The organism is Hymenobacter segetis, assembly GCF_054776495.1.
The window spans coordinates 325,459-346,119 of record NZ_BAAHBV010000002.1 but is presented as its reverse complement, the minus strand read 5'-3'; the positions used below and the strand labels follow the sequence as shown (position 1 = coordinate 346,119).

At 62.3% G+C, this 20,661-nt stretch carries 15 protein-coding genes; 9 read left to right on the top strand and 6 right to left on the bottom strand.

Annotated features, from left to right (window positions below; translation table 11 throughout):
- Positions 1 to 567: 567 nt before the first annotated feature.
- Together ACYU70_RS12045 and gltB are read right to left on the bottom strand one after the other, a co-directional pair.
- The gene (locus ACYU70_RS12045; protein WP_342299041.1) at positions 568 to 2,037 is read right to left on the bottom strand and encodes a glutamate synthase subunit beta; all 1,470 of its coding nucleotides are present in this window, start codon (positions 2,035 to 2,037) and stop codon (positions 568 to 570) included.
- 174 nt (positions 2,038 to 2,211) lie between these two features.
- The gene (gene gltB, locus ACYU70_RS12040; RefSeq protein WP_342299040.1) at positions 2,212 to 6,735 is read right to left on the bottom strand and encodes a glutamate synthase large subunit; all 4,524 of its coding nucleotides are present in this window, start codon (positions 6,733 to 6,735) and stop codon (positions 2,212 to 2,214) included.
- A gap of 430 nt (positions 6,736 to 7,165) precedes the next feature.
- On the opposite strand from gltB, the gene ACYU70_RS12035 reads away from it, so the two are divergent.
- Both ACYU70_RS12035 and ACYU70_RS12030 read left to right on the top strand, forming a co-directional pair.
- Positions 7,166 to 7,774 (top strand): urease accessory protein, encoded by a 609-nt coding sequence (locus ACYU70_RS12035; protein ID WP_342299038.1) that lies wholly within the window; start codon positions 7,166 to 7,168, stop codon positions 7,772 to 7,774.
- A 145-nt stretch (positions 7,775 to 7,919) separates the two neighbouring features.
- On the top strand, positions 7,920 to 8,654 hold the full coding sequence (locus ACYU70_RS12030; protein WP_342299037.1) for an urease subunit beta: 735 nt from the start codon (positions 7,920 to 7,922) through the stop codon (positions 8,652 to 8,654).
- A 10-nt stretch (positions 8,655 to 8,664) separates the two neighbouring features.
- Here ACYU70_RS12030 and ACYU70_RS12025 read toward each other — a convergent pair whose 3' ends face one another.
- Positions 8,665 to 9,498: a hypothetical protein gene (locus ACYU70_RS12025; RefSeq protein WP_342299036.1), complete on the bottom strand. Its 834-nt coding sequence runs from the start codon at positions 9,496 to 9,498 to the stop codon at positions 8,665 to 8,667.
- 79 nt (positions 9,499 to 9,577) lie between these two features.
- On the opposite strand from ACYU70_RS12025, the gene ureC reads away from it, so the two are divergent.
- From ureC to ureG, 3 genes are all read left to right on the top strand, one after another.
- Positions 9,578 to 11,296, top strand: a complete 1,719-nt coding sequence (gene ureC, locus ACYU70_RS12020) for an urease subunit alpha (RefSeq protein ID WP_342299035.1) — start codon at positions 9,578 to 9,580, stop codon at positions 11,294 to 11,296.
- Between the two features lie 73 nt (positions 11,297 to 11,369).
- Positions 11,370 to 12,041 (top strand): urease accessory protein UreF, encoded by a 672-nt coding sequence (locus ACYU70_RS12015; protein ID WP_342299033.1) that lies wholly within the window; start codon positions 11,370 to 11,372, stop codon positions 12,039 to 12,041.
- 103 nt (positions 12,042 to 12,144) lie between these two features.
- Positions 12,145 to 12,897: an urease accessory protein UreG gene (gene ureG / locus ACYU70_RS12010; protein WP_342297463.1), complete on the top strand. Its 753-nt coding sequence runs from the start codon at positions 12,145 to 12,147 to the stop codon at positions 12,895 to 12,897.
- On the opposite strand, the gene ACYU70_RS12005 is transcribed toward ureG, so the two are convergent.
- A complete protein-coding gene (locus ACYU70_RS12005; protein ID WP_342297461.1) occupies positions 12,894 to 13,796 on the bottom strand; it encodes an urease accessory protein UreD in 903 nt (300 codons plus the stop codon). The two genes, ureG and ACYU70_RS12005, sit on opposite strands and share 4 nt — an antisense overlap.
- 162 nt (positions 13,797 to 13,958) lie before the next feature.
- On the opposite strand from ACYU70_RS12005, the gene ACYU70_RS12000 reads away from it, so the two are divergent.
- From ACYU70_RS12000 to ACYU70_RS11990, 3 genes are all read left to right on the top strand, one after another.
- Positions 13,959 to 14,708 carry a J domain-containing protein gene (locus tag ACYU70_RS12000; RefSeq protein WP_342297459.1) on the top strand — a complete coding sequence of 250 codons (750 nt, stop codon included), beginning with the start codon at positions 13,959 to 13,961 and terminating at the stop codon, positions 14,706 to 14,708.
- A 120-nt stretch (positions 14,709 to 14,828) separates the two neighbouring features.
- Complete coding sequence (locus ACYU70_RS11995; RefSeq protein WP_342297458.1) at positions 14,829 to 15,332, top strand: ankyrin repeat domain-containing protein; 504 nt, start codon at positions 14,829 to 14,831, stop codon at positions 15,330 to 15,332.
- Positions 15,333 to 15,865: 533 nt separating this feature from the next.
- The gene (locus ACYU70_RS11990) at positions 15,866 to 16,588 is read left to right on the top strand and encodes a TonB family protein (RefSeq protein ID WP_342297456.1); all 723 of its coding nucleotides are present in this window, start codon (positions 15,866 to 15,868) and stop codon (positions 16,586 to 16,588) included.
- Positions 16,589 to 16,602: 14 nt separating this feature from the next.
- Here the strand turns inward: ACYU70_RS11990 and ACYU70_RS11985 are convergent, their stop codons facing one another.
- Together ACYU70_RS11985 and ACYU70_RS11980 are read right to left on the bottom strand one after the other, a co-directional pair.
- The gene (locus ACYU70_RS11985) at positions 16,603 to 16,965 is read right to left on the bottom strand and encodes a DUF1304 domain-containing protein (protein ID WP_198067815.1); all 363 of its coding nucleotides are present in this window, start codon (positions 16,963 to 16,965) and stop codon (positions 16,603 to 16,605) included.
- Between the two features lie 76 nt (positions 16,966 to 17,041).
- The gene (locus ACYU70_RS11980; RefSeq protein ID WP_342297455.1) at positions 17,042 to 18,637 is read right to left on the bottom strand and encodes a T9SS type A sorting domain-containing protein; all 1,596 of its coding nucleotides are present in this window, start codon (positions 18,635 to 18,637) and stop codon (positions 17,042 to 17,044) included.
- Between the two features lie 309 nt (positions 18,638 to 18,946).
- Between ACYU70_RS11980 and ACYU70_RS11975 the strand changes: the two genes are divergently transcribed.
- Positions 18,947 to 20,644: a hypothetical protein gene (locus ACYU70_RS11975; RefSeq protein ID WP_342297453.1), complete on the top strand. Its 1,698-nt coding sequence runs from the start codon at positions 18,947 to 18,949 to the stop codon at positions 20,642 to 20,644.
- Positions 20,645 to 20,661 lie beyond the last annotated feature (17 nt).

The window sequence follows — 20,661 nt, the reverse complement described above, 5'->3', positions numbered from 1 at the left end:
TGCGTGTGGCGTATAATCTTGTGTCGGAGCTGATAAGCGAATGAGTGCAGATAATTGCCTGTAAAAAGTGTTTTGGCGGCGTTTGGCAGGCGCGGTGAACGTGTGATGTAAGTGTAAGCCGCTTGATTGACTTGTATTTTGTCGTGACTAGCCGTTTCTCTAATATAGTATGAAACGGCGTTTTGCAATCAATTCCGGCGGTGGCCCACTACGGGCCGGCTATCAATTGCCAGGGTGGAGCCGCACGCCAGCGGTCCGGCTCACCGGTGGTCCATTCGTTTTCAGATGCCCCGCTGGAGCGACCTATGTTGGCTCGGCCCGGCAGGCGCAAGTGCAGCCCCGCATTGCTGGCCGACGACAGAAAGCCCACCCGACTTGAACCGATATGCGCCGGCTAGCGTGGCGGCTTCCGTAAACGCAAACAGCCCCGGCATTCCCAAATGCCGGGGCTGTTTATAGTATCCGCCTATTCGCCGGGTGAGGAAGCATTCGCGATGCTATCCTTTGTTTGCTGCGCGTAACATATTCCGCCAGGTGTTTAGAATATGCGACGCGCAATGCGGCAAGCTATGCAAACATGCCCACCGCATTTTTGCTCGGCAGGGCCGTCTTGCCCGTCAGAAACACGTCGACTTCCCGCGCCGCCTCGCGGCCCTCCGAGATGGCCCAGACGACCAGCGACTGGCCGCGGCGCATGTCGCCGGCCACGAACACGTTGGGGCGGGAGGTGAGGTAAGCTTTTTCATCGGCGTGCACGTTGCCGCGCTCATCGAGGGCCACGCCCAACTCGGTGAGTAGGCCGTCTACGCGGGGGCCGGTGAAGCCCAGGGCCAGCAGCACGCGCTGGCAGGGAATTTCACGGTCAGAATCGGGCACCTCTTCGAAGCGGATGCGGCGGCCCATGACGTCAGTTTCCCAGGTCACGTCGCTCACGCGCAGGGCGCGGAGCTGGCCGTACTCATCGGCCAGAAACGCTTTGGTATTGATGCCCCAGTAGCGCTGGCAGCCTTCTTCATGGGAGGTGCTGCTGCGGAAAATGTGCGGCTCCTGTGGCCAGGGCGTGTGGGCGGGGCGCTCGGTGCCGGGCTGCTGCATCAGGGCAAACTGCGTGACGGAGCGTGCCCGCTGGCGGTTGGCCGTGCCCACGCAGTCGGAGCCCGTGTCGCCGCTGCCGATAACCACCACGTCCTGGCCCTCAACCCAGATTTCATCGTCCTCAATGCCCAGCTCGCTCACCCGGCGGTTGTGCTGGGTGAGGTAGTCCATGGCGAAGTAGATGCCTGGCAATTCGCGGCCGGGAATGTATAGGTCGCGCGGCACGCTGGCCCCGCCGGCCAGCACCACGGCATCGAAGCTCGCGGTAAGCTCGGCACCAGAAATATCGCGGCCGATTTCGGTGTTGCAGCGGAAGCTGATACCGTCGTCTTCCAGCAGCTTGATGCGGCGGTCAATCACCCATTTATCGAGCTTGAAATCGGGGATGCCGTAGCGGAGCAGGCCGCCGGGCCGGTCGTCGCGCTCGAACACCGTGACGGTGTGGCCGGCCCGCGCCAGCTGCGCCGCCGCTGCCAGTCCGGCTGGGCCGGAACCCACCACGGCCACCGTCTTGCCCGATTTCAGCACCGGCGAAGTGGGCTGCACGTAGCCTTTCGAGAAGGCGATTTCGATGATGTGCTTCTCGATTTCCTCAATCGCCACCGGGCTACTGTGGATGCTGAGCACACAGGCCGCCTCGCACGGCGCGGGACAGATGCGGCCGGTGAACTCCGGGAAATTATTGGTGGCGGAGAGAATCTGGTAAGCATTTCCCCAATCCTGCTCCCGCACGGCGTCGTTGAATTCGGGGATGATATTGCCCAGCGGGCAGCCCGAATGGCAGAACGGAATGCCGCAATCCATGCAACGGGCGGCCTGCTGCGTGAGCTGGCTTTCGGCGTAAGCGCCCACGAATTCGCGGTTGTGGGCCACGCGCTCCTGCGGTGCGGCTTTGGGCGGCAACTCGCGGGAAAATTCTTTGAAACCGGTGGGGTTGGCCATCTTCTAGAACTATGTAGAGACGCCCATTTGCGTCTCAATCGTTGCGGATAATTGGAACGAAGTAGAGACGCAATATTTTGCGTCTTGTCGTTGCTGATGTTGTTATAACTGCACGGTTATGAGCGGTTCCGGTCGTACAACGACGAGACACAAAATGTTGCGTCTCTACTTCGTTCACCCCACCTCCGCATACCGCGCCTTCTGCAGCACCTTCTTATACTCACTCGGAAACACCTTCACAAACTTCCCGACTTCCTCGCCCCAATTCCCCAGCAGGAAGGCCGCCACCTGGCTGCCTGTTAGCTCCGCGTGCTGCCGGAGCAGCGCCTGAATCTGGTCCTCGTCATCGGCGTCGAGCGGGTCGAGCTCTACCATTTCGGGGTTGCAGTTGGTGGGGAATGTGCCGTTGGGGTCGTAAATCCAGGCGATGCCGCCGCTCATGCCGGCGGCGAAGTTGCGGCCCGTCTGGCCTAGGATGAGGGCTCGGCCGCCGGTCATGTACTCGCAGCCGTGGTCGCCCACGCCTTCCACCACGGCCGTAGCCCCGGAGTTGCGCACCGCGAACCGCTCACCGGCCTGTCCGCGCACGAACAGCGCGCCGGAGGTGGCACCGTACAGCGCCACGTTGCCGATGATGATGTTCTGCTCGGGCACAAACCGGGCTTCGGCCGATGGAAAAATGGCCAGCTGCGCTCCGCTCAGCCCTTTGCCCACGTAGTCGTTGGCCTCGCCCTCCAGCGTGAATGATAAACCCGTTACGCTGAACGCGCCGAAACTCTGCCCCGCCGAGCCGTGGAAGCGGTAGTTGATGGTGTTGGGCGGCAGGCCGGCGGCGTGGTAGCGCTTGGCAATCTCATTCGAGAGCAGCGTGCCGATGGTGCGGTCGGTGTTGTGCACCTCAAACTCACCGTACACCGGCGTCTGCTCATTCAGGGCCGGCTGGGCGTGTTCCAGCAGCTGCCAATCCAGAATGTTACCGAGGCCGTGGTCCTGCGCTTCGCTCTGGTACAAGGTGCCACCGGAGATGTTGGCGGCCGGGTGTAGCATACCGGAGAGGTCGAGGTGGCGGGCTTTCCAGTGGGTGATGCCTTCGCGCACTTTCAGGAATTCGGGCCGGCCCACCATCTCATTTATCGTTCGGAAACCCAACTCGGCCATGATTTCGCGCAGCTCCTCGGCCAGGAAACGGAACAGGTTGACGATGTGTTCGGGCTGGCCGGTGAAGAGCTTGCGCAACTCCGGGTCTTGGGTGGCCACGCCCACGGGGCAGGTGTTGAGGTGGCATTTGCGCATCATCACGCAGCCCCCGGCTACCAGCGCGGCGGTGGCCACGCCCCATTCTTCGGCCCCGAGCAGGGCGGCCACGGCCAGGTCACGGCCGGTTTTCAGCTGGCCGTCGGCCTGCAGCACCACGCGGCTGCGGAGCTGGTTCTGCACCAGCGTTTGGTGGGCTTCGGCCAAGCCCAGCTCCCAGGGCAGGCCAGCGTGCTTGATGGAGCTGATGGGCGAGGCCCCCGTACCGCCATCGTAGCCGGCGATGAGGATGACATCGGCGTGGGCCTTGGCCACGCCGGCGGCGATGGTGCCCACGCCTGCTTTGCTCACCAGCTTCACGTTGATGCGGGCGGCGCGGTTGGCGTTTTTCAAGTCGAAGATGAGTTGGGCCAGGTCTTCGATGGAGTAGATGTCGTGGTGAGGCGGGGGCGAAATCAGGCCGACGCCGGGGGTGGCGTGGCGCACTTTCGCAATCCACTCGTCCACCTTGTGGCCGGGAAGCTGGCCGCCCTCGCCGGGCTTAGCCCCCTGGGCCATCTTGATTTGCAGCTCGTCGGCGTTGGTGAGGTAGTGCGCCGTAACGCCGAAGCGCGCCGAGGCTACCTGCTTGATGGCCGAGCGCATGGAGTCGCCGTTTTCCATCACTTCGTAGCGCATCGGGTCCTCGCCGCCCTCGCCGGTGTTGCTCTTGCCGCCGATGCGGTTCATGGCAATGGCCAGGGTGCTGTGCGCCTCGTGCGAAATCGAGCCAAACGACATGGCACCCGTGGCGAAACGCTTCATGATGACTTCCGCCGGCTCCACTTCCTCAATCGAAATAGCCTCGCGGTGATGCGCAAAATCCAGCAGCCCGCGCAGCGTAAACATGCGCTCCGGCTGCTCGTTAATCAGCTTCGCGTAACGCTGATAAGTCGCGTAGTTATTCGTCCGCGTCGCCAGTTGCAGCAGGTGCACGGTTTCGGGGTTGAACATGTGCGCCTCGCCGCGCCGCCGCCAGTGGTAGAGGCCGCCGTCAGGCAGCAGGGTCTGCTCCTCGGGCGTGGTGGTTTTGAAGCCCTGGAAGTGCTTGTAGAGCGTTTCGCGGGCAATTTCATCCAGTCCCAGTCCGCCAATTCGAGTGACCGCGCCGCAGAAATAAGAATCGACTACCGCTTGATTCAAACCCAGAATCTCGAACACCTGCGCGCCGTGATATGACTGCAAGGTCGAAATTCCCATCTTCGAGAAAATCTTCAGCAGCCCGTCGCACACGGCCTTGATGTAGTTGTAAGTGAGCTGCGACTGGTCGAGGGAGGTGTTCAAATGCCCGGCTTCGCGCATGGTCCGCACCGTGGAGAGCGCCAGGTAGGGGTTGATGGCCGTGGCTCCGAACGAGAGCAGGCAGGCGAAATGGTGCACCTCCCACACATCGCCGGCCTCTACCACCAGCCCCACCGAGCCCCGGAAACCGAGCTTGATGAGGTGGTGATGCACGGCCGACACGGCCAGCAGCGAGGGTATCGGCGCGTGCTCCGAATCCACGGCGCGGTCCGACAGAATCAGCACTTCGAAGCCGTCGTTCACCGCGTCCTCGGCGTAGCGGCAGAGGCGGGCGAGGCCGCGCTCCAGCGCGCCGGGCAGCCCGTCGGCCTTGAAATAGGTTTGCAGCGTCTTGGCATTGAACATGCCGGTGTCGATGCTGCGGAGCTTTTCCAGCTCGTGGTTGCTGAGGATGGGCTGGCGCAGGGCCACGCAGTGGCAGTGGTGCTTGTCCTCATCGAGGATGTTGCCGTTGTTGCCCAGGAAGGTGGCCAGGCTCATCACCAGCCGCTCCCGAATGGGGTCGATGGGCGGGTTAGTGACCTGCGCGAAAAACTGCTTGAAGTAGCTGCTCAGGTGCTGGGGCTGGTCCGACAGCACCGCCAGGGGCACGTCCACGCCCATCGAGCCGATGGGCTCCTTGCCCTCCACGGCCATGGGCGTGATGAGCACGTCGATGTCCTCGCGGGTGTAGCCGAACACCTGGTGGTACTTGAACACCGCATCCGCCGCCAAATCTGTGAACATCTGGCGCGGCTCGGGCAGCTCTTCGAGGCGAATCTGGTACTCGTTCAGCCACGCGCCGTAGGGCTGGCGGCCGGCGGCCTGGGCCTTCAATTCCTCGTCGGTGACGATGCGGCCGGCCACGGTATCCACCAGCAGCATCTTGCCGGGCTGCAGGCGGCCTTTCTGCACCACGGTGGCGGGGTCGATATGGAGCACGCCGGCCTCGGAGGCGACGAGCACGCGGCCGTCGGTGGTTTCGAGGTAGCGCAGGGGGCGCAGGCCGTTGCGGTCGAGCATGGCCCCAATCTGCTGGCCGTCGGTGAAAATGAGGGCGGCCGGACCGTCCCAGGGCTCCATAAACGTGGCGTGAAACTCGTAGAAGGCCTTTTTGAGCGGGTCCATCTGGGTGTTGCCGTCCCAGGCTTCGGGCACCAGCATCATCATCACGTGCGGCAGCGGGCGGCCCGAGTGCAGCAGAATTTCCACCACGTTATCGAGGCAGGCCGAGTCCGACTGCCCGGCATCGACTACCGGCAGCAGCATGTCCATTTCCTCGGCCGAGAAATAGGGCGACACGTAGTTGCGCAGGCCCGCGTAAAACCAGTTCAGATTCCCGCGCAGCGTGTTGATTTCGCCATTATGCGCCAGGAAGCGGAAGGGCTGGGCCAGCTTCCAACTCGGGAAGGTGTTGGTCGAAAACCGCGAATGCACCAGCCCAAAGGCCGACACCACCCGCTCGTCGCTGAGGTCGGGGAAGTAGCCGCGCACCTGGTAGGTAGTCAGTTGGCCCTTGTACACGATGGTTTTGCAGGAGAGCGAGGCGAGGTAAAACACGTCCATCGCGGCCGGCACGGTTTCGCGCACCGTCTTGAAAATCAGGCGGCGCAGCACGTAAAGCTTGCGCTCAAAATCCTCCGCGGTGACAATTCCGGCCGGGCGGCCGAAAAACACCTGTTCCATCACCGGCTCGGCGGCCAGCGCGGTGGGGCCGATGCCGGCCGGGTTCACCGGCACCGGCCGGTAGCCCAGCAGCGGAAAGCCCAGCCGCGCCGCCGCTCCGTTTATCACGTCGTGGCAGGCGGCGCGCAGCTTATCGTCCTTCGGCAAAAAGGCCGTGCCCACGCCGTAGCTGCCCGGCTCTGGCAGGCGGATGCTGAGGGCGGTGCATTCTTCCAGCAGAAACCAGTGCGGAATTTGAATGAGCAGGCCGGCCCCGTCGCCGGAGTCGGTATCGCAGCCGCAGGCCCCGCGGTGCTCCATGTTTTCGAGCATGGTTAGCGCGTCGATGACGGCCTGGTGGGTTTTGCGGCCGTTGAGGTAGGTGATGAAACCAGTCCCGCAGGCATCGTGCTCAAATTCGGGGCGGTACAGGCCCTGAGGAGTGTCAGTGGATTGCATCGGGATTCTAGAAATTCAGGAAAAAAGGGTGCCGCCGCTCGGCGGGAATGTCAGCTCGGGCAGACGTAAAATCAGCCAACTGCACACAGTCATTTACAAGTAACGGACCCTTGCCGGGAGCCAAAGTGGCGTTATCTGCTGATTTACTATTTTCAGCTCGTTGGTTTTGATGGTAAACTATTGATGGATAGTATTTTGTATACGGTGTTTATACAATGCCAAAACCAGTTGTTAGCACGTTGCACAGCCGCTAAATGAACGTTTCCACGCCTCCGTCAGGCGGCCCGAAATTGAAAGTTACGGGAGCTTTTTCCAGATTCAGCAGCTAATCCAAGAAGTTTAGGTTACTTTTTCGGTAAATTCCAAAATGCCCGGAAATCAGAAGACAACAAACGTTTTCAGCGCTTTTTATCCCATAATACCCTGCCAAATGCAAGGCCTGTTGCCCATTTTATTCGCTTCCGTGGCCGGAATGGGCCATGCTTTCGAACCCGACCATCTGCTGGCCGTGGGCAACCTCATTTCCCGCCGTGACACACTTGCCGAAGCCCTGCGCGACGGCATCTATTGGGGCCTGGGCCACACCACCACGCTGGTGGTCGTGGGCGCTATTATTCTGCTGGGCCGCGTCACCTTTCTCACTTCCGGTTATTTCGAAGCGGCCGTGGGCCTGATGCTCATCATAATGGGCATCAGCCGCCTGCTCGACCAGCGCCGCCCGCCCGCCAAGGTGCGGCCCGGCGCGTCGCCCTCGCGGGCGGCCTACGCCGTGGGCCTGCTGCACGGCCTGGCCGGCAGCGGCGCGCTGGTACTGCTGGTGATGAGCGAAATCCGCGACCCGTGGCTGAGCATGGGCTATTTCGCGGTGTTCGGTATCGGCTCCATTCTGGGCATGTTCATCGTGGCCGGGCTGTGCAGCGTGCCGTTCACCAAGCGCATGAAAATCAGTCGGACGTTGAAGTTTAGTACCGTTACCTTGTCGTCGCTGCTGTGCATTGGATACGGTGGGTGGATGATTTATGGGAACGTGCGATGGTAAGCCGCCAGAACGATGTAGAGACGCAATATTTTGCGTCTCGTCGTTGAACGACCGGAACCGCGCCAAACCACACAAAGCCGCACAGTCATAACAACATCAGCAACGACGAGACGCAAAATATTGCGTCTCTACACAGTTCTCCCAGATGCACCTCTCCCCCAAAGACCTCGACAAGCTCGTTCTCCACCAGGCCGGTTTCGTGGCGCAGAAGCGCTACGCCCGCGGCCTGCTCCTGAACTACCCCGAAGCCCTGGCCCTCATCGCCACGCAGCTGCTCGAGTTCATCCGCGACGGCGAGCGGGTGGCCGTGCTCATGGACAAGGGCAAGCAGTTGCTGGGCCTGGCCGACGTGCTGCCCGGCGTGGCCGACATGCTCCACGAAGTCCAAATCGAAGGCACCTTCCCCGACGGCACCAAGCTCGTGACCGTGCACCACCCCATCTGCCGCGAAACCGGCGATGCCGCCCTGGCCCTCTACGGCTCCGGCCTGAGCCGCACCCCGGCCCCCGGCGCCGCGCCCGCCAACGCCAGCCACCCCCAGCCCGGCGAATACCAGCTGCACCCGGCCGACATCGTCCTCAACGAAAGCCGCGCCACGGTGGACGTGGACGTTGTGAACATGGGCGACCGGCCCGTGCAGGTCGGCTCACACTATCCCTTCTTCGAAACCAACGCGGCGCTGCACTTCGACCGCGCCGCCGCCTACGGTTTCCGCCTCAACATCCCGGCCGGCACGGCGGTGCGCTTCGAGCCCGGCGAGCGCAAGCGCGTGCGCCTGGTGGCCCTGGCCGGCGAGCGCATCGTGTACGGCGGCAATGGGCTCATTGATGGGAAGCTGGATGAGGCTGGAAAGAAGCAGCAGGCGCTGGAGAAACTATGATGCAAGACGGTTACACACCCATGTTTTCAACATAGTCATCATATGGAGTTCTATTTTGTCGTTCTATAATTAAATCATTTAACCAAAGGCAAGCAATGCCTGCGGGCGTAACATCCTCACTGATTCCTAATTCAATAGCTTGACTTTCTTTCGTTTCTTCAAATGTGCTCTTTGCGTGATTCAAGAAATCAAGAATATCAATTCCATTCTCAATCATGCCAACTGTCGCATCATTTTTAATCTGCTGTTTAAAGCAGAGTTCTGCATATTTTTCCTCGCAATCTAGATTCTCAGCGATAGTCGCTATGGATATACGACGCATTTCTTGCCGTATTCTCTCTCTTTCGTCATCAACAAAAATTTCTAATTCAATTTTCTCCTTCTGACGAATTGTTGACTCAAGCATCTCAACTGCCCATTCGCACATGAATGCGGCAGGAGTATCATCCGGGTCAAAATTCATGCTCAACGCATCTCTTGTTTTAAGCTTTCTTAAGTCTTCAATTCTTGTCTTCAAAAAAGATATTGGATTTGCATGGATATCGATTATCTCTTTAGCCAACGTGGCTTTGTAAATTTTTTCTATATCAGATGCTTCGCATCCTATTAACTCAACCAAAATATTTAGTGACTTTTTGCGATTGTCAGCATTCCTTTTAGGTGAATAATCAAAGTTCAAGTGCTGCCCTCTCTTCACATTAAGCTCCATTCTGGTAGCCTCTTCTGGATTACGCTTTTCATTTGCTTTTGCATCATTTTCAGTTTTTCCAGTGATGTATGTATCCCAAATAAATTTTCCGAATATCACAACTGCGACAAGACCAATAATGGATAAGATGCTCATGGTGAACGGCTTTTTGTTTTGAGTGACTAATGTAGTTGAAAAAGAATTTCCATTGCCCAAGCATTAATTCAAAACCACCATGTCCCTCCCCATCTCCCGTCGCGCGTATGCCGACATGTACGGCCCCACCACCGGCGACCGGGTGCGCCTCGGCGATACCGGCCTGCTGATTGAAGTTGAACGCGACTACTGCGTGTACGGCGAGGAATGCAAGTTCGGCGGCGGCAAGGTGCTGCGCGACGGCATGGGCCAGGCGGCCGGAATCGGGCCGGCCGATGCGCTGGATTTGGTCATCACCAACGCGCTGGTGGTCGATTACACCGGCATTTTCAAGGCCGACATTGGCATCAAGGGCGGGCGCATCGTGGGCATCGGCAAGGCCGGCAACCCGCACATCATGCCCGGCGTGACGCCCGGCATGGTGGTGGGCGTCACCACCGAAGTCATTGCCGGCGAAGGCCAGCTGCTCACCGCCGGCGGCATCGACTGCCACATCCATTTCATCAGCCCCCAGCAGATTCCCGAAGCGCTGGCTTCGGGCGTGACGACCATGATTGGGGGCGGCACCGGGCCGGCGGCCGGCACCAACGCCACCACCTGCACGCCCGGCGCGTTCTACCTCGAAACCATGCTGAAGGCCACCGAGGCCTACCCGCTCAACTTCGGCTTCCTGGGCAAGGGCAACGCCTCCAAGCCGGAGGGGCTGCGCGAGCAGGCCGAGGCCGGGGCGCTGGGCTTCAAGCTGCACGAGGACTGGGGCACCACCCCGGCGGCCATCGACATGTGCCTGAGCATTGCCGAGGAATACGACGTGCAGGTCTGCATCCACACCGATACGCTGAACGAGAGCGGCTTCGTGGAAACCAGCACGGCCGCGTTTAAGGGCCGCACCATCCATTCCTACCACACCGAAGGCGCGGGCGGCGGCCACGCGCCCGACATCATCAAAATCTGCGGCGAGCCGAACGTCATCCCCTCCAGCACCAACCCCACGCGGCCCTTCACGGTGAACACCATCGACGAGCACCTCGACATGCTCATGGTCTGCCACCACCTCGACCGCAACATTCCCGAAGACGTCGCCTTCGCCGAAAGCCGCATCCGGGGCGAAACCATCGCCGCCGAGGACATCCTGCACGACCTGGGCGCCCTCAGCATCATCAGCTCCGATTCGCAGGCCATGGGCCGGGTGGGCGAGGTCATCACCCGCACCTGGCAAACGGCCCACAAAATGAAGCAGCAGCGCGGCCCCCTGCCCGAAGACGCTGCCACCGGCGCCGCCGACAACTTCCGCGTGCGCCGCTACGTGGCCAAGTACACCATCAACCCGGCCCGCGCCCACGGCATCTCGCACGAAGTCGGCTCCGTCGAAATCGGCAAGCTGGCCGACCTTGTGCTCTGGAAACCCGCCTTTTTCGGCGCCCGACCCGAGATGATACTCAAAGGCGGCATCATCGCCCAATCCCAGATGGGCGACGCCAACGCCTCCATTCCCACGCCGCAGCCGTCATTCTCGCGCCCCATGTTCGGCGCGCTGGGCGGGGCCATCGGGAAGTCTTCGATGGTGTTTGTGTCGGATGCTTCTGTTGAAAGAGTGCGGGCCGATTATGGCCTCACCAAGCAGGTGGTAGCGGTGAAGAACTGCCGAAATATTGGCAAAAAGGACATGGCGTTGAATGACTACTTGCCCAATATTTCCGTCGACCCCGAGACGTACCGCGTGATGGTGGATGGGGTGCATTTGACGTGTGAGCCGGCGGAGGTGCTGCCGCTGGCGCAGCTTTATAACTTGTTTTAAGATGTAGCGCGGACTTTGTAGTCCGCGAGTTAAACAAATCCACTCGCGGACTACAAAGTCCGCGCTACATCTCATGCAATTCGCCCGCCTCCTGCACCTCGTCGATTCGGCCATCCCCACTGGCTCATTCGCCTATTCCTACGGTCTGGAAAGCAGCATCACCTTCGGCCTCATAAATACGCCATTTGCGCTGCGGAATTACCTGTATTCCTATTTGCAGCAAGCCGGCAGCGCCGAATTACCCTTCATCACTTCCACATTCCACCTCACTGAAAAAAGCTCCAATTTTCAAATCGTCGCCGAAGAATACGACGCGCAATTGCTCGTCCCCAGCCTCTACAAAGCCAGCGCTGTGCAGGGCCGCAACTGGCTGAAACTGCTGGCCACTTTCTACCCGGAAGCTGCTTTGGAAACCATTATCCAGTGGTTTACAAGTCAAAATATTCCGCCGCATTTCACGCTGGTTTTCACGCTGGCCTTGCAGCGGGTTGGCTTCGAATTAAAGGAATTGCAGGCCATGTACCTGCATATGCTCCTCCGCGACCAACTCAGCGCTGCCATTCGCCTCGGGTTTCTGGGGCCGCTGGAGGGGCACCAGCTACAGCACGATTTTTACGCGGTGTTCGAGCATATTCTGGCGGTGCAGGCGGGAAAGGAGTACGGCGAAGCTACCCGTTCGGCGTTTTTGCTGGATGCGGCGCAGGTGCTGCACGAGGATATTTATTCAAAATTATTCCAGAACTGAGTAGGGGCGGGGCTTGCCCCCGCCCGGACGTTCGCACTTGTTCAACGATTCCGTCCAACGACGGGCGGGGGCAAGCCCCGCCCCTACAATTAACTTTCTCCAAATGGCTTTTGTCGAAAAACTTGCCCTTCTCCTCCACGGCCACCAGCACGAAGCCTACGAATCCCCCGGCGACTTCAATGAGCGCGAAACGCGGCGGCTGCCCAGCTACCGCAACTTCCGCAAGCGCGCCTTCACGGTGGGCATCGGCGGGCCGGTGGGCACGGGCAAGACGGCGCTGCTCAAAGCCCTGTGCGAGCGCCTGCGCCACGAGTTCGAACTGGGCGTGGTCACCAACGATATTTTTACCCGCGAAGACGCCGAATTTCTCATCCGCCACAGCGCTTTGGATGAGAGCCGCATTGTAGGCGTCGAAACCGGCGGCTGCCCGCACGCCGCCATTCGGGAGGATATTTCCCTGAACATGGACGCGCTCGAAGGCCTCATGCAGCGCTTCGACTACGGGCTCGATTACCTTTTCGTGGAAAGCGGCGGTGACAACCTGGCCGCCCACTTCAGCCGCGAGCTGGTGGACTATTCCATCTACGTCATCGACGTGTCGGGTGGCGACAAAATCCCGCGCAAGGGCGGCCCCGGCATCACGCAGTCCGACCTGCTCATTATCAACAAAATCGACCTCAAAGACCTTATCAAAGCCGACCTTGGTGTGATGGAGCGCGACTCGAAGAAGATGCGCGGCGAAGGCCCATTCCTCTTCGCCCGCGCCACCGACGGCTACGGGTTGGATGAAATCATTGCCCACATCAAAGCCGCCAAAGCCCGCGCCCTGGCCGCCGTGCGCGAAGACCGGCGCTAATACTTCCGCGCCAGCGGGTTATAGCCCAGCAATTCCCCATCGGCCAGCGCCGCCAGAATCTCATCGCACAGCGGCTGCAAGGCCATGCGGCTGTGCGCGGCGGCTCGCAGCACCCACACATTCTCCCGCGCCCGCGCCACCGAAATCGCGCATTCTTGGCTATTGATATTGAAATGCGGCCCCGTGCCACCAGGCATCTTTTGCCGCGCCAGCATCTCAGACAGTTTCTGAAACTTGGCATCGCCGGGACTACCCACCAGAAACACTGAGAAGAAGGTTTGATACCCCGCGAAATTGGCCGGTGAGGTGGCAATATTTTCCGCGGGCTCAAACCCAAACCTGTCCAGCAGTACCAGCCGGCCGGCCACCCGTACGCGCAATTCCGAGTGTAAGGATGTGAAGGCAAACCGCTCGCCTTGGTCCATCCGGCCGGAGTGAAACCAATCGACCAGCAGCAGGAGGGAAGTGGGCTGCAACTGCCACGCCTGCACCTGCCGGTAGCGGCTTTCGGCCTGCAATACCACGGGGTCGGGGAATACCACGGCTAGGGCATTTTCGCCCAGCTCGCCCACGGTGTGCTGCTCGGCCACGGCCCCATCGATGGACCGAAAAACCTTCGTGCTGGCCTGCGTGCTGATGATGAGCCGCGAATCGGCCCGCCCCGTGATGCGCAGCCGGATGACGTCGCCCGCTACCAGGCCGCCGCCGTAGCTGCTCAGCACCACGTGGGCGGCGCGGCTGGGCGAGGCCGGTTGCAGCAGCTTCAGCGGCTGAATGTTTTTGCAGGCCACCAGCCGCGAGCGGCCGCGCACCTCGGCTACGTCGAGCACGCTCCAGGCGGGCGCGGCGGCCTGGGCGGGTGGATGCAGTGCAAGGGCAGTGGCCGAATCAGTCGTCATAAGAATGCGAAGTACGGCCGGCCGGCCGCCAATTCCGCATCGTGGCTGCTGTTGCCACGGCCTAGCGCGGGGTTTGGTGTTGCCCAAACAATAGCCCGTGGCAGAGTTGCGTTTTGAAATAGCCCGGCACTCTGTATTTTAGGGCTTCGCCGCGCTTTCGATATGCAGAATTATTACCGCCTGTTGGGCGTCGACTCCACGGCCACTGCGTCGGAAATCGTGCAGGCCTACCTGGCCCAGCGCACCCGCCTCAAGCGCCTGGCCGCCGACCCCGCCATGAAATCCCGCCTCGCCGAGGTAGAGGCCGGCTACGGCATCATCAGCCACCCGCGCCGCCGATTGGCCTACGATGTGCTGCTGGCCCAGGAGCCCGCCGAAGCCGCGCTGCCAGCCCACTACGCCGCCGCCGAGGCGCGCTGGCACCACTACGCCCGCATTGCCCGCAGCCTCAACGTGGCGCTGCTGGCCTGCTGCCTGCTGCTGGGCCTCGACTGGACCCTGCCGCTGCGCCAATACGCCCACGAAACCGTCCAGAGCCGCTTCCCGGTATCGGTGCCGTCCGCGCTTTCCGCCCCCGAGGTGGCCTACCGCGTGCACACGGCGCACACCAGCTTCCGGCTGCCCAGCGCCATCGGCCACCGCGTGCGCACCGGCCAGGCCATCACCGTGTGGCAAACGCCCATTCTGGGCATTGTGCAGCGCATCAGCGCGCCCGCCTCGCCCGACGGCCCGGCCCCTTTTCGGCCCTACGGCGGCACCATCTACGGGGCCTTTTTTCTGCTGCCGCTGCTGCTGGCGGCCGTAGCGGCCGTGGGCACCTGGCCCGGTCACTCCCCCGAAACCTACGTGAACACCGCCGCCGTGGGCGCATTGCTGACCGTGCTCGCGCTCGTGGTGCTGCTTTGTTTTTGAGGCCGGAAACCCGCCGTCAGTCCCGTGCCGCATATCAAATGCCCGCGCAATCCGTAAGCGCTGCCGGGGTGTCCGCCCGGCCACGCCCGTTCCGTATTTCTTACCAGATTCCTGCCATTCATGGATTCCACCGCTGCCCCTTCCGAAGACCTCCTGTTTGATGCCGCCCGGCGTGGCGATGTGCCCGCCCTGCGCGACCTGCTGGCCACCGGCCTCGCTGTCGACACGGCCAACCCCAAGGGTTTCACCCCCCTCGTGCTGGCAGCCTACGACAACCACCCCGATGCCACCACCTTCCTGCTCGATGCCGGGGCCAACCCCAACGCCCAGGACCTCGGCGGCAACACTGCCCTGATGGGCGTGAGCTTCAAGGGCTACCCCGGCATTGCCCGACAGCTCATTGCCCACGGGGCTGGCCTCAATATTCAAAACGCCAGCGGCGGCACGGCCCTCATGTTCGCCACCATGTTTGGCCGCAACGAGCTGGTGCAACTCCTGCTTGATGCCGGAGCCGACCGCACCATTGCCGATGCCCGGGGCCTCACCGCCCTGCACCTCGCCGGCCAGCAGGGCAACGCGCAAGCCTGGGCCCTGTTGGGCGGTGAGCCCCAGCCGGCGCAATAGCCTCAACGTAATTTCCTGAAAACAAGGCGGCATCTGCCGCTCCGGCCCTGCCCACCACGTCTGCCGGCGTGGTGGCAGGGCTTTTTTGTGCACACTGCCCTTGTCACGCCATGTTTTTGTGAAATTGGCTTCGCGATAAATTTTACTTGGAATAGTTCATTTGTAAATGCGGCTCGGTTTAATCAGGGATTATGAATATTTTTCGAAAACGTGAGTCCTGTACAAAAGGCTATTGATTTGATTTGTGGGCATTTTATTGTTAATTTGCTTTGAAATAAACGCAGTTAACGAACGAATCCCTTTCGCTGACAGCTCCTTCTTTATAAAGAAAGTAAGAAGGGCAAACGTTTGCCTTCTGCGAATTATTTGCCTTGTGCCCGGAAAAAATCAATTGATGGAAACAGGTTTTTAGCCTGTTTCAACCGTCCATTCGCCGTTTTCTACTGAAAACGATTGTGGTCTGGTCAGGCAATGAACTTTCCCGTGCCCCTGCTTTGCAAACACTCATTCTCTTCACCAAAATCCCACCGCTTATGCTGCTCTCTACTCTGCTTGTCGTTGCGCAATTATTGGTTGCCGGCCCATCACCGGCTTCGAAATCCACCGCAGGCCCGGCCACCGCTTCGGCGGCCCCGGCCGTGGCGGGCCGCGTTACCAACGAGGTAGGAGTGCCGCTGCCGGGCGTATTCGTGGCGGTGCAGGGCACTCCCCAGGCCACCAGCACCAACGCCGCCGGCGATTTCCTGCTGGCCCTCACCAGCACCAAATCCGTGCTGCTGTTCAAATGCCAGGGCTACCGCGACCAGACGCTGGCGGTGGCGGCCGGCAACTCCCTGACCGTGAAAATGCAGTCGCTCACCAAAGCCGTGGCCGCGCCCACCGGCCCGGTGCCCGTAGCCCCGGCCCCCGAAGCGGAAGCCGCCAACGCATCCACCGTACTGAAGTTCTCAGAGGTGCTGCCGTCCTTTCCGGGCGGTGAGTCGGCCTACTACGCTTTCGTGCGCCAAACGGCCCATTACCCCGAAGAAGCCCTCAAGCAAGGCCTGTCGGGCATGGTGTACGTGAGCTTTGTAGTGGACCAGCAGGGCCGCATCGTCGATGCGGAAGTGGCCAAGGGCTGCGGCCATGGCTTCGACGAAGAAGCCCTGCGCGTGATTCGCCTCATGCCCTGGTGGACACCCGGCCTTGTGGGTGGCAAGCCCGTGCGCGTGGCCCGCACCATGTCGGTGCCGTTTGCCTTCCGCTCGCGCGACTAAGGCAAGCGCCAGAATCAGGCCATTTGCAGGGCCGCCAGGGCCAGCAGGGCGGGCACGGTTTGCACCAAAATAATCCGCTTGCCGGCCGTGAATCCGCCGTAGATGCCGGCCACGGCCACGCAACCCAGGAAGAACGCGCCCACGTTGCGGTGCCAGGCCGGGTCCGTTATCAGCAGCGCCCAGACGAGGCCGGCGGCCAGAAAACCGTTGTAGAGGCCCTGGTTGGCGGCCAGCACTTTGGTGGGCGCAAACAGCTCGGGGCGCAGGGAACGGAAGGTTTTGGGGCCACGGGTGGTCCAGGCAAACATTTCCAGCCACAGAATGTAGGCGTGAATGAGGGCCACCAGGCCGATGAGCAGTTGGCTGAGCAGGTGCATAGCAACGCGGGAAAAAAGTGACGCCCCGGCCCGCTGCATCAGCCGGCCGGAGCGCACAAGGTAAGCGCTGCCCGCGCTAATGCTGCACCACCACCGGCTGGGAGGTGGTTTTGCCCTGCGTGGCCACCCGCAGCACGTAGAGGCCATCGGGCAGGGCCGAGGTATCGAAGTGGATATCGGCCGCGGCCGCCTGGATGGAACGGGTGGCTACCGGGGTGCCCAGGTGGTCGTACAGCGTGGCCTGGCCGGCCGGGGCCTGGTTATCGAGGCGCAGGGTGAGCTGGTTTTGGGCGGGGTTGGGGAAGAGGTTTAGGGCCGGGGCGCGAAAGTCGTTGTCGTCCCGGCCGTGGCCACGCAGGCGGCTGCCATAGCGGGCCACATAGCCTTGCGTGGTGGTATTGTTCAGGGTTATTGCATCGAAGTGGCAGCTGCCGGTAAAGGAGCCGGCGGTGTACACGTTGTTCTGGTCATCGATGGCAATGCTGGTGCCGCCGCTGGTGCCGGGGCCGTCCACCAATTCCTGCTGCTGCACGCGGCCATTGGCATTGAGGCGGGTCAGGTAGGCCTGCGTACCGGCGCTGCCCGTCACGAATACCTTGCGCGACTGCTGGTCGACAATTATGCCTTTTACCGAGGTATTCACGGCCGTGGCCCAGTCCACATCGCCGGTGGCATCGTAGCGGGCCACGTAGCCGGTGGGGGCGGTGCTGGTGAGGGTGACGCCGTTGCCGAAGTCAGCCGTGCCCATAAAATCGCCGCCGATGCAGGCGTCGCCCTGCTTATCGATGGCCAGGGCCCCGCCCCAGTTGTTGCTGGGCACGTACTTGCCCCACTGCACCTGCCCGGTGCCCGAGTCGAACAGTGCTAAATAGTCGGAATCGGGGCCAATGGGCAGCGACACGTTATCCAGGTGCCAGCCGCCAGCCGTGTGGCCGCTGAGGTAGCAGTGGCCGGCATTGTCCACGGCCACGCCCAGCGCAAAGCTCGAGCCCAAAGCCCCTTTGAGACTGAACGGGGCCTTGGCCCAGCGTATCTGCCCGTTGCGGTCGTAGCTCGCCAAAAAGCCATCGCGGCGGCGCGACCCGATGACAATGGCATCGGCGGTAACGTTGCCGCCCGTGACGTCGCCGCTGATGTAGCTGTTGCCGGCCCGGTCCACGGCCACGCCCGTGCCGTGGCTGGAGCCGTAGGCCCCGCCCTGGTTGCCGCTGGCCTGTTTCACCCAGCGCACGCGGCCGTTGGCCCCGCACTTCACCAGCATCACGGAGTAGCCGAAATTCTCGGCGATGACGCCCACCGTTTGGCCGCCGGCGTAGGTGATGGTGCCGTGCAGCCGGCCGCTGATGTAGGTATTGCCGTCCTTATCCACTACAATGTCGGTGGTGTTGCTGCCTTCTTCGGCCCCTTCCAGCTTGGTCACGCGCAGCACCTGGCCCTGGGGGTTGAGCTTGGCAATGTAGAGGCAGCGGCCGGGCAGGCTGCTGCTGATGGTGGTGCCGCCCAGCTGCGCGGTGCCGCCCACGAAGCTGCCCGTGACGTAGGTATTGCCGTCGGCATCGGCGGCCACGGCGGCCACGCCGGCGGTGGCGGGCAGGGCGTAGGTCCAGGCGGTGGGCTGGGCCCAGGCACCCAGGCCAATCAATAGCAATACGGAGAGGAGGAAGTGTTTCATAGCGGTAAGGGAGTGTGGGAATTGTGGGGAAATGAGAAGGATTGATTAAACCGACCCGCCTTGCTCCAGGGCATCCTTCAGCAGCATAGCCAACGGCCCAGCGGCACCTCAAGGGCCGGGCGACACGATTCTACCTTAAACTTAGATAAGAATTTTATAGAATCATATAAATAATATATTTGATTTTAAAGTAAACCCGGCAGTTGCCGGGGCCGCAACTTGCTGGCCCGGCGGGAGTATATTCGAAATAAGGTCGCCCCTGACCGGCGGCTTTGCTGGTTTCCTTTCATCCCTTTCCCCATTCCGCTTATGTCCCTTTTTACCTTGTTCCCATGCGCGCTGCCCTGCCTCACCGTGCTGGCTGCCGCCGGCTTGCTGGCCGCTCCCACCGCCCGGGCCCAAACCGACCCCGCCTGGGCCCGCGTTCAGCGCAGCACCTCGCCCACGGGCAGCTTCGGCAGCGGGCGCCACCTGGCCGTGGCGGCCGATGGCAGCTGCTACGTGGCCGGCAACTACACCGGCACCCTCACCCTGGGCACCACCGTGCTCACGGCCGGCTCCGGGGCGGCGCACTACTTTCTGGCCAAATACAGCGCCACGGGCACCGTGCTCTGGGCGCGCCCGGTAGAGGGCGGCGGATACCCTAATACCCTCGACGGCCGCGTGGCGGTGGACGGGGCCGGCAATGCCTACCTCGCGGGCTCCTTCAGGAACACCGTTACGGTGGGCGGCACCACCCTCACCAGCGCCTTCGAGGACTCCTACCTGGCCAAGTTCGATGCCCAGGGCCAGCCGCAGTGGGTGCGCCAGGGCGGGGCCGGCACCTCTGTCGGCAGCCTGGCCACCGATGCCAGCGGCAACGTGGCCGTGGCCGGCAACGCCAGCACGGCCGTGGCGTTTGGCGGGCCGGCCGTGGCGGGCACGGGCGTGTTCTACTATAAGTTTTCGCCGGCGGGCGGCATCCTGCAAAGTCGCATCGTGGGTACCGGCGGCGGGGGCGACACCACCCGGGGCTTGGCCCTGGATGCCGCCGGCAATGCCTACCTCGTGGGTTCGTTCAGCGGCACCCGGCAGTTCGGGACTGCCACCGTGACCAGCCTCTATGGCACCCTGGACATTTTCCTGTGCAAGCTCGATGCCACCGGCACCCCCGTCTGGGCCGCGTCGGTGGGCGGGGCCTCCGACGAATTCGCCGAAGCCGTAACCGTGGACGCCAGCGGCTCGGCCGTGGTGAGTGCCACCAGCGAATACGTGGCGACCGGGGGCGGGATTGGCGGCCCCTTGGGCAGCACCCTGTTCCTGACCCGCTTCACGCCTCAGGGCGCACCGCTGTGGGAACGGCGCATCAACCCCACCGGCGCGGCCAACGGCGCGGGCACCAATTCCGGCCCCAGCCTGGCCTTCGGCGTGGCCTACGACGGGCGCGGCGGCTGCTACCTCGTCGGCCGCCTGCGGGGCACGGCCGTCTTCGGGGCCACCACCCTCTACGCCCTCAACCCGCAGCTGTTTGTGGTGCGCTACGACGGCCAGGGCAATGCCGTGTGGGCCAGCCAGGGCGTGGGTGCCACCACTACCCCCGGTGCCGATGGGTGCCAGGCCACCAGCATCGGGACCGATGCGGCCGGCAATGCCTACCTCGTGGGCGATGTCGGGGGCACGGTCGCGTTTGGGGCGCTGCCCACCGCCGCTTCCACGGGCTTAGCCGATGTGCTGATGGCCAAGCTCACGGCCGGCGGCATCCTCACGGCCGCCCGCCCGGCTGCGGCCGGCCTGGCCCTGGCCGCCTACCCCAACCCGGCCAGCGGCTCGGTCACGCTGCGGCTGCCGGTGGGCGGCGGCCAGCTCGCTGTGCTCGATGCCCTGGGCCGCACCGTGCGCCAGCAGGCGCTGCCCGCCACGGCCGGCGACTGCCCGGTGTCGTTGGCCGGGCTGGCCCCCGGCCTCTACCAGCTGCGCGCTACCCTGGGCAATGGCCAGCCCGCCACGGCCCCGCTGCTGGTGCGCTAGGCACGGTTTTGTTTCAT